This is a genomic window from Cetobacterium sp. (assembly GCF_051658645.1).
Classification (GTDB): domain Bacteria; phylum Fusobacteriota; class Fusobacteriia; order Fusobacteriales; family Fusobacteriaceae; genus Cetobacterium_A.
In genome coordinates, this window is record NZ_JBOFMZ010000029.1 from 1 (window position 1) to 1983 (window position 1983).

Annotated in this window: 2 protein-coding genes; both read left to right on the top strand. The window is 28.1% G+C overall.

Translation table 11 applies throughout. The annotated features are described in order from the left end of the window. Positions 1-435 precede the first annotated feature (435 nt). Positions 436-1524 (top strand): M14 family metallopeptidase, encoded by a 1089-nt coding sequence (locus ACRCZX_RS02155; protein ID WP_438581300.1) that lies wholly within the window; start codon positions 436-438, stop codon positions 1522-1524. A 143-nt stretch (positions 1525-1667) separates the two neighbouring features. Beyond that, positions 1668-1983, top strand: a 316-nt coding sequence (locus ACRCZX_RS02160; RefSeq protein WP_438581301.1) for a TolC family protein, incomplete at its 3' end; no start/stop codon positions are given.

A 1983-nucleotide genomic window follows, 5' to 3' on the forward strand; every position in this document is an offset into this window, starting at 1 on the left:
AAAGAATATTCTTTTTAAGGCATAGACAAGCTATGTCTTTTTGTGATATCATTTTTTTACAAAAATATTTCAAGTCGAAAATCTTTATCCCTTTTTTAGGAATTGGACCTATTTTTCATCTTTAGTTAACAGATTCAAAATATTGTTAATAGATATTACGATTTTATAAAAACAATCCTTTAAAAAATAAAAAAAGTTGCTAAAATTATTTAATTAGAGTATACTCATTCTAACAATAGAATAGAGGTTAGTTCACTTCCACAAAGGGAGCCTAAGGCCGAGGGCTATGATCTTGTGATCCTGTGAATTAAGTATTGTGACGCTGCCATAACAATACACTTATTAATTTTTTTTAATTAAGTTCTCAAAGGCATATCATTTTTGGTATGCTTTTTCTTTTGGGGTAGATACTAAAAAACTTGGGAGGATAAAAAAATGTCAAAAAAATTAATACTAACATTTTTATCATTATCAACATTAGTACTAGCAAAAACAGAGTACACTGGAGAAAAATATTTAGGAAAAGATATTATAAGTAACCTAGATGTAAACGATTTGGAAAATGGAAAAATTTATGAATTCTTTTTTGAGGGAACAGAAAATAGCTTAGGAAGTCCTTGGTATATACCTGTTACAGTAATTAAAGGAAAGAAATCAGGAGGTAAATTTTTACTAAATTCAGGTGTCCATGGAAATGAACTAAATCCAATACTGACAACTTACAAAGTAAAGGAGCAGTTAAATCCAAAAGATGTAAAAGGAACAATAACAATAGTTCATGGAATGAATATTCCAGGATTATTAAATAATACAAGAGGATATAAATTTGCTGGTAATTCTGAGAATACATCAGATTTAAATAGAATAATTAATTCTGGAAAAACAACAGCGATTGATCAAAAATATTCAACATTAATTTGGCAAAACTTATTGTCTAAAAATGCAGATAAAGTAATTGATTTGCATACAAGTGGTAAAGGAAGTCAGTTTCCATTATTTGTATATGCTGACTTTAGAAATCCAGATATAAAAAAAATGGCAGAGCTAACGAGCTCTGATATAGTAAAGATGGACAATGGAGAGAAAGGATCTGTAGAGACTTCTTTTGTAGAATTATCGATTCCGAGTATAACATTTGAATTGGGTTCTTCTGAAACTCAAGAAGCTGAAATTGTATCTAGAGCTACAAATGGAGTAATAAACAATCTTATTTACTGGAACTATTTAGATATGAAAGAATTAAGTAGTACTACGGTAAAAACTTTCTATGGAAATACATGGAGTCGTATTCGAGCTGAAAAAGGTGGATTTGTAGAAGCAAAAGTAAAAGTAATGGATAAAGTAAAAAAGAATGATGTTTTATTTGTTCAGTATGATGCTTTTGGAAATATGGTAAAAGAATACAAATCACCAAATTCAGGTGTTGTAGCAAGCATAAAAGATTATCCATATAGTGAACCAGGAGATTCTTTAGGAAGAGTTATTGAATATGATTCAAATGACAAAAATCAAATTTTAAAATAAAAACAAAAAACTAAATCTTGTAAAAGAGATTTAGTTTTTTGTTTTTTGATTCATTTTTCATAAATTTTTATTATTTACACATAGAATACACAAAATAAAAATAGAATGAATTGATTTTTTATTTTAATAGTAGGAGGGGAATATTGAAAAAGTTATTAGGATTATTAATTTTATTTTCAACAGCAGCGTTTTCTAGAGAGTTAACATTAGAAAGTGCAATTGATTTAGCTTTAGAAAATGGAAAAACAATAAAATCAGCAGAATTTTCTAAAGAAAATGCTAATTTGAATGTAAAAAGAGCTTTTAAAGCAGCGTTACCAACAGTGACTTACAATGGTCAGTATCAGATGTCAGAGCATACAAAAAGATCTATGAATGACATGAATTCAGACGAAAAAACAGGTTATACTCAAACCTTAGGAGTATCACAACCATTATTTAGAGGTGGAGCAATAACAG